This window comes from Rhodococcus sp. ARC_M5 (assembly GCF_022810405.1).
In the GTDB taxonomy this organism is placed as follows: domain Bacteria; phylum Actinomycetota; class Actinomycetes; order Mycobacteriales; family Mycobacteriaceae; genus Rhodococcoides; species Rhodococcoides navarretei.
The window spans coordinates 73,995-80,852 of the sequence record NZ_JALGQE010000021.1; the positions used below are offsets into that span (position 1 = coordinate 73,995).

At 63.1% G+C, this 6,858-nt stretch carries 8 protein-coding genes; 6 read left to right on the top strand and 2 right to left on the bottom strand.

What is annotated here, in order from left to right; all coding sequences use genetic code 11:
* Positions 1-2 precede the first annotated feature (2 nt).
* The 3 genes from atpD to MTX34_RS22800 are packed head-to-tail and all read left to right on the top strand — an operon-like array spanning position 3 to position 2,308.
* A complete protein-coding gene (gene atpD, locus MTX34_RS22790; RefSeq protein WP_094638681.1) occupies positions 3-1,451 on the top strand; it encodes a F0F1 ATP synthase subunit beta in 1,449 nt (482 codons plus the stop codon).
* 30 nt (positions 1,452-1,481) lie between these two features.
* Entirely contained in the window at positions 1,482-1,841 is a 360-nt protein-coding gene (locus MTX34_RS22795; protein WP_243597142.1) for a F0F1 ATP synthase subunit epsilon, read from the top strand.
* A gap of 29 nt (positions 1,842-1,870) precedes the next feature.
* The gene (locus MTX34_RS22800; protein ID WP_243597133.1) at positions 1,871-2,308 is read left to right on the top strand and encodes a DUF2550 domain-containing protein; all 438 of its coding nucleotides are present in this window, start codon (positions 1,871-1,873) and stop codon (positions 2,306-2,308) included.
* On the opposite strand, the gene MTX34_RS22805 is transcribed toward MTX34_RS22800, so the two are convergent.
* A complete protein-coding gene (locus MTX34_RS22805) occupies positions 2,309-2,911 on the bottom strand; it encodes a cob(I)yrinic acid a,c-diamide adenosyltransferase (RefSeq protein WP_243610894.1) in 603 nt (200 codons plus the stop codon). It lies immediately after the preceding gene.
* Positions 2,912-2,965: 54 nt separating this feature from the next.
* Between MTX34_RS22805 and murA the strand changes: the two genes are divergently transcribed.
* Positions 2,966-4,219 carry a UDP-N-acetylglucosamine 1-carboxyvinyltransferase gene (gene murA / locus MTX34_RS22810; RefSeq protein ID WP_243610895.1) on the top strand — a complete coding sequence of 418 codons (1,254 nt, stop codon included), beginning with the start codon at positions 2,966-2,968 and terminating at the stop codon, positions 4,217-4,219.
* On the opposite strand, the gene MTX34_RS22815 is transcribed toward murA, so the two are convergent.
* Complete coding sequence (locus MTX34_RS22815) at positions 4,212-5,615, bottom strand: PLP-dependent aminotransferase family protein (RefSeq protein WP_243610896.1); 1,404 nt, start codon at positions 5,613-5,615, stop codon at positions 4,212-4,214. The two genes, murA and MTX34_RS22815, sit on opposite strands and share 8 nt — an antisense overlap.
* A 92-nt stretch (positions 5,616-5,707) precedes the next feature.
* Between MTX34_RS22815 and MTX34_RS22820 the strand changes: the two genes are divergently transcribed.
* Together MTX34_RS22820 and MTX34_RS22825 are read left to right on the top strand one after the other, a co-directional pair.
* Positions 5,708-6,223, top strand: a complete 516-nt coding sequence (locus tag MTX34_RS22820) for a pyridoxamine 5'-phosphate oxidase family protein (RefSeq protein WP_243610897.1) — start codon at positions 5,708-5,710, stop codon at positions 6,221-6,223.
* Entirely contained in the window at positions 6,220-6,390 is a 171-nt protein-coding gene (locus MTX34_RS22825; protein WP_243610898.1) for a hypothetical protein, read from the top strand. The genes MTX34_RS22820 and MTX34_RS22825 overlap by 4 nt, the downstream gene beginning before the upstream one ends.
* Positions 6,391-6,858 lie beyond the last annotated feature (468 nt).

A 6,858-nucleotide genomic window follows, 5' to 3' on the forward strand; every position in this document is an offset into this window, starting at 1 on the left:
CAATGACCGCAGCAGTAGCCCAAGAGAACGCGAGCGGAGCGGACACACAGTCCGGCCGTGTCGTTCGGGTCATCGGCCCCGTTGTGGACGTCGAGTTCCCGCGCGGCTCGATTCCCGCATTGTTCAACGCCCTCAACGCAGAGATCACTCTGCCGACCGTGGCCAAGACCCTGACGCTCGAGGTCGCACAGCACCTCGGCGACAACTTGGTTCGCACCATTTCGATGCAGCCCACCGACGGACTCGTCCGCGGCACCGCAGTCATCGACTCGGGCAAGCCGATCTCGGTTCCCGTCGGTGACGTCGTCAAGGGCCACGTGTTCAACGCCCTCGGTGACTGCCTGGACACCCCCGGACTCGGCCGTGACGGCGAGCAGTGGGGAATCCACCGTAAGCCACCAGCCTTCGATCAGCTCGAGGGCAAGACCGAGATCCTCGAGACCGGCATCAAGGTCATCGACCTTCTGACCCCGTACGTCAAGGGCGGAAAGATCGGTCTGTTCGGTGGTGCCGGTGTCGGCAAGACCGTTCTGATCCAGGAAATGATCACCCGTATCGCACGCGAGTTCTCGGGCACCTCGGTGTTCGCAGGAGTCGGCGAGCGCACCCGTGAGGGCACCGACCTTCACCTCGAAATGGAAGAGATGGGCGTCCTCCAGGACACCGCCCTCGTCTTCGGCCAGATGGACGAGCCGCCCGGCACGCGTATGCGCGTGGCGTTGTCGGCACTGACCATGGCGGAGTACTTCCGAGATGTTCAGGGACAGGACGTTCTTCTGTTCATCGATAACATCTTCCGCTTCACCCAGGCAGGTTCGGAGGTGTCGACCCTTCTCGGTCGTATGCCGTCGGCCGTCGGTTACCAGCCCACGCTGGCGGACGAGATGGGTGAGCTCCAGGAGCGCATCACCTCGACCCGTGGACGCTCGATCACCTCACTGCAGGCGATCTACGTTCCCGCCGACGACTACACCGACCCGGCACCGGCCACGACGTTCGCGCACCTCGATGCGACGACCGAGCTGTCGCGTCCGATTTCGCAGATGGGTATCTACCCCGCTGTGGACCCGCTGAGCTCCACCTCGCGCATCCTCGAGCCCGGCATCGTCGGTGCGGAGCACTTCCGCGTCGCCAACGAGGTCAAGCGGATCCTGCAGAAGTACAAGGAGCTGCAGGACATCATCGCCATCCTCGGTATGGACGAGCTTCAGGAAGAGGACAAGGTTCTGGTCGGCCGCGCACGCCGCCTCCAGAAGTTCCTCGGCCAGAACTTCATCGTTGCCGAGAAGTTCACCGGCGAGGCCGGTTCGGTCGTGTCGCTCTCCGACACCATCGAGGCGTTCGACAAGGTCACCAAGGGTGAGTACGACCACCTTCCCGAGCAGGCCTTCAACAGCTGTGGCGGTCTCGACGATGTCGAGGCAGCCGCGAAGAAGATGGCCGGAAAGTAGACCGACGTGACTTCTTCCGAGAAGAGCGGCATGGAGGTCTCCCTGGTCGCTGTGGAGCAAAAGCTGTGGTCCGGTACCGCGACCATCGTCAGCGCTCAGACCACCGAAGGTGAGATCGGCATCATGCTGGGCCACGAGCCTGTCCTCGGGCAGTTGATCGAGGGCGGCACGGTGTCGATCACGACCACGGACGGCGAGAAGCTCATCGCAGCCGTCCACGGTGGATTCCTGTCGGTGACGGGCAAGACGGTCACCGTGCTGGCAGAATCGGCCGATTTCGCAGAAGACATCGATGTCGAAGCGGCACGGGCTGTAGTGACAGAGAACGGGGACGACCTCGAGGCCATCGCTGTGGCCAAGGGACGTATCCGCGCTGTCGAGCGGTCCTAGGTTCACGAGAAGCCGCGACGAGACCTGCGATGCACACCGGATTGATTGTTCTGATCATTCTGGTTGTGCTGCTCGCAGGGCTCGTCGCGGCTTTTGCGTACCGTCTGACGGTTCTCAGGCGTGGGGGCACCGCGGCGATCATGAGAGTGTTGCCGTCGGAGGGTGGCACCGGTTGGCGCCACGGCATCATTAGGTACGGCGACAACACGCTGGTGTTCTTCAAATTGTCGAGCCTGCGTCCCGGCCCCGATCATCGGTTGGGCCGACAGGACGTTCACGTGGGGGATCGACGAGCACCACGGGACACCGAGTTCGACATCATGACCTCCGACATCGCAGTGTTGGAGCTGTCCGATGGCGGAAAAAACTACGAGATAGCGCTGGACAGAAGTGCGTTGACCGCTTTCCTGTCCTGGGTGGAGTCGCGGCCATCGGGCCGCTCGCGGCGCCGCCGACCGGCGGCCTGATCAATTCCCGTCGGTAGTCGGCTCGCTCGACGCGCGGCTCGATCCCGGAACCCACTGGACATCGCCTTCGGGGTTGGCGTGGCGGCTCAGAATGAACAAAAGATCCGAGAGTCGGTTGAGGTACTTCGCCGGCAACGCACTCGTCGTGTCCGGGCTTGCGTGCACAGCAGCCCAAGCCGATCGTTCGGCACGGCGGGCCACCGTTCGCGACACATGTAGCAAGGCTCCCAAAGGCGTTCCACCTGGCAGGATGAACGACGTCAGTGCGGGCAGCTCCTCGTTGAATTCGTCGCACCAGCTTTCGAGGCGGTCGACGTAGCTCTGATCGATCCGCAGTGGGGGGTATTGCGGATTCTCGACGACCGGAGTGGAGAGATCGGCCCCCGCGTCGAACAGATCGCTCTGGATGGTTCGGATCACCGAATACACTGATTCGGGCGGGTTGCCCAGCGCGAGAACGACTCCGAGGCTTGCATTGGTCTCGTCGCAGTCGGCGTAGGCAATCAGGCGTTCGTCGTTCTTCGACACTCGCGAGAAGTCGCTGAGCCCGGTGGTCCCGTCGTCGCCGGTTCTCGTATAGATGCGGGTGAGGTGAACGGCCATGCGGGCTACGGTACCGCGCGGGTGTCGGTCGGTCCCGCTGGCTACGCTGTCGAAGTGAGTGAACGCTTTTTGGTCAACGGTGGTAACTGCCTCGTCGGTGAGGTGGCGGTCGGGGGCGCGAAGAACAGCGTCCTCAAGCTGATGGCGGCGGCGCTGCTGGCCGAGGGCACCAGCACGATCACGAACTGCCCCGACATCCTGGATGTACCGCTGATGGCAGAGGTCTTGCGCGGGCTCGGCTGTGAGGTCGAATTGGACGGTTCGGTCGTCCACATCACCACTCCGGCCATGCCGAAATATCATGCCGATTTCGCGGCAGTTCGCCAGTTCCGAGCCTCCGTGTGTGTCTTGGGACCGCTGGTCGCGCGGTGCAAGAGAGCCGTCGTTGCACTGCCCGGTGGCGACGCGATCGGTTCGCGACCCCTCGACATGCACCAGTCCGGTCTCCAATTGCTGGGCGCGCGCAGCGAAATTCAACACGGATGCGTGGTCGCAGAAGCAGACGAACTGCGCGGAGCGAACATCAGACTCGCGTTTCCGTCCGTGGGTGCCACCGAGAACATCTTGATGGCTGCTGTCCTCGCCACCGGGGAGACGGTGATCGACAACGCGGCGCGTGAGCCGGACATCGTCGACGTCTGCAACATGCTCAACGAGATGGGTGCCGACGTTCGCGGTGCAGGCACATCGACCTTGACCATTCGTGGTGTGAGCGCGCTGAAGCCCACGACCCACAAGGTGATCGGCGATCGAATCGTCGCCGCGACCTGGGGAATCGCCGCCGCCATGACGCGTGGGGACGTTCGAGTGCGCGGGGTCAATCCGAAGCACCTGTCGTTGGTGTTGGACAAACTGAGGTCGGCCGGGGCCGAGGTCACCAGTGAGCCGGACGGCTTTCGCGTCGTTCAGCACGAGCGTCCGCGGGCGGTCAATTTCGCGACGTTGCCCTATCCAGGGTTCCCGACTGATCTTCAGCCGATGGCAATCGGCCTTGCAACAGTCGCCGACGGAACGTCGATGATCACCGAGAACGTGTTCGAGGCGCGTTTCCGGTTCGTCGAGGAAATGATCCGCTTGGGCGCTGATGCTCGTACCGATGGCCACCATGCTGTCGTGCGCGGTGTGCCGCAGCTTTCCAGTGCACCGGTGTGGTCGTCCGACATTCGGGCGGGGGCGGGCTTGGTACTCGCAGGACTGGTGGCCGACGGAACGACCGAGGTGCACGACGTGTACCACATCGACAGGGGCTACCCGCGATTCGTGGAAAACCTGACTGCTCTCGGCGGGGACATCGAGCGAGTCAGCTGAGACCCCGTCTTTCGAGCGCGTCGACCAGCACTCGCAAGGCACGTTGGAATCGATCGTCGGACACCGAGCCGTAGCCGACGACGATTCCACCCTGGGTGGTGGGCGACCGCGTCGAGTGTTCGAGGGTGGGCACGTCGACCCCGTTCGCTGCGCAGTCGGCTGCGACGTTGCGTGCTACCTCGGTGTCGAGCATCAGAACGGTATGCAGCCCGGCACCGACACCACGAAGCTCGCCGAATCGAGAGAGTGCGGCGGCAACGATGCGGTCACGTGCGCGATAGATCCGACGCGCGGCGCGTACGGATCGGTCCCATTCGCCGTCGCGGAGCAGTGAGCTCATGGCGTATCGGATGGGAACCGAGGGGTGGTCGCCGATTGCGCGACGTGTTTCGGTGATGCGCTCGACCATCGACGGGGGAGCCACCATCCATCCGAGCCGAACGCCGGCACCCAACGTCTTCGATACGGTTCCCAAGTAGACGGCGCGGTCCGGAACGAGCTCGGTGACTGTGGGCAAAGGTGCTATGCCATAACGGAATTCGGAATCGTAGTCGTCTTCGATGATGGTCGATCCAGTGCTTCGTGCCCAGTCCGCCAGTGCACGCCTGCGACCGATGGGCATGAGCCCGCCGGTGGGGTATTGGTGTGAGGGGGTGACATAGATGGCAGGGGTCCTCGGAGGTACGGATTCAAGTTCTTCGACTACTAGGCCTTCACGGTCGACAGGGACATCGTGAACGGTCCAACCGCGGTGCTCAGCGAGGGCGGCGGCAGATCGATAGCCCGGATTCTCCAGTGCGAGAACGTTTTCGACATCGACGTGCGCCGAGAGTGCGCCCAGCGCAAGGTCGAGGCCGTGGATGCTTCCCGTGGTGACGACGATCGAATCCGCGGTGGTGTGCAGTCCACGTGCACGGCCCAGCAGGTCCGCGATGCGTGTTCTCAGGTCGAGCAAGCCTGCCGGATCGGGGTAGTCGCCGGGCGGGGGCGATACGCCGACATCTCGCCAGGCCCGCTTCCACGCTTCGGACGCGCGCGGGGGAGTCCACGGTGTTCCGGGTCGGAGCGAAATGCGCTGAGCAACCGGTGGGATTTCTTGTGCTCGGCGTGGGCTGCGGCGCGATCGAACGGCATGCGGAACATCTCGGACGTAGGTGCCGGATCCGCGACGTGCATCGAGCCAACCTTCGGCCACGAGCTGCTGGTACGCCTTCTCCACCACCGCGCGAGCCAAGCCCACTTCGGTGGAAAGCGCTCTGGTGCTGGGCAATCGGGTGCCAGGCGAAAGCTCGCCGCGATCGATGGCCGCGCGGATGCCGTCGGCAACTTGAACGGGCAACGTACGACGGTCGGCGCGATCGACCGTGATCGACAGCGAATTCGGCGGCAAGGTCATCGTGCGCCACCTCTCGAAGTAGATAAGTGGCCTAGCGAAGTCACTACTTATTGGACCATGACAGTGAGCCAACCGAGCGGGATCCTGTATTCATGACGACCGACGAATCATTCCTGTCCCCGACGCCCAGAACCACAGTGATCCGTGGTCGGCAGCGCGCACGAGCAGAGCGATCGGCACTGCTGGACGTTCTCCGCTCGGCTCGCCTCTGCCATCTGGGCGTAGTGGTGGAGAACGTGCCGCGTGTGCTTCCGACCGTGTTCGGCGTGGATCCGGACGGCCCGGACAGTGACGGAACTCTGTACCTGCACGGCTCGGTCGCCTCTCGCAGCCTGATCGAGGCTCCGGCCCAGGACATCTGCGTCACGGTTACCGTCGTCGACGGGTTGGTCCTGGCTCGATCCGCGTTCCATCACTCGATGAACTATCGAAGTGCGGTCGTGATTGGGCGGCCGCGTCGAGTGGAGGACGAGCAGGAGCGAATCCGCGCTTTGGACGCAATAGTCGATCAGGTCGTCCCGGGTAGAAGTGCACACCTGCGTGCGCATACGAGGAAAGAGTCGCAGCGACCAGCGTGCTGGCGCTTTCGCTGTACGAGGCATCGGTGAAGGCACGTGCCGGCGGACCGGTCGACGATGTCTCCGACATTGCTGCCGGGGGAGTCTGGGCGGGGGTTGTGCCCATCGGTGACAGCGTCGGGCGTGCAGTACGTGCCGATGACGTGGAACCACACCTTGCAGAGCCGGACCACGTAGTCGCGTTGTCTCGCTCCTGAAACCGGTGTCGACAGTAGTTTCCGCAAATATGGCTGGCGTCACACGACAGGATATGTCGGCGGAACGGAGCAGGCTGGAGTGTCCATGTGCTCGGACCTGCATGGATGCGTGCACAAGCTCGATCAACCAGCCGATTTGCGCGCGTGGGGTTGGTGGCGTAACTTTTGTCGAGTCAGAGCGACGGACACCGACCTGGTCTTCACGGACTGGGATACGAGGTTGGACGTGTGGCCTGGCAGGTTTTATCCCCCAAGAGTCGGGCCTTGTGTCCAAGACCAAGCTGGGATAGGCTGGAACAGTTGCCCTGGAGGCCTTCGGACGGTGTGTTCGTGGGTCGAGAGTGTGTGCGTGTTCTTTGAGAACTCAACAGTGTGTCGATGAATGTCAGTGCCGAATTTTATTTGGTGAAAGCATTCGATGTATCAGCCATCCGCTTGTGGTGGTTGTTGTCGGGTGTTGTTTGAAAT

What these genes read in the sequence shown, in the direction of transcription:
- atpD (WP_094638681.1), top strand. Translation starts at nt 3, where the DNA reads ATGACCGCAGCAGTAGCCCAAGAGAACGCGAGCGGAGCGGACACACAG.
- MTX34_RS22795 (WP_243597142.1), top strand. Translation starts at nt 1,482, where the DNA reads ATGGAGGTCTCCCTGGTCGCTGTGGAGCAAAAGCTGTGGTCCGGTACC.
- MTX34_RS22800 (WP_243597133.1), top strand. Translation starts at nt 1,871, where the DNA reads ATGCACACCGGATTGATTGTTCTGATCATTCTGGTTGTGCTGCTCGCA.
- MTX34_RS22805 (WP_243610894.1), bottom strand. Translation starts at nt 2,911, where the DNA reads ATGGCCGTTCACCTCACCCGCATCTATACGAGAACCGGCGACGACGGG.
- MTX34_RS22815 (WP_243610896.1), bottom strand. Translation starts at nt 5,615, where the DNA reads ATGACCTTGCCGCCGAATTCGCTGTCGATCACGGTCGATCGCGCCGAC.
- MTX34_RS22820 (WP_243610897.1), top strand. Translation starts at nt 5,708, where the DNA reads ATGACGACCGACGAATCATTCCTGTCCCCGACGCCCAGAACCACAGTG.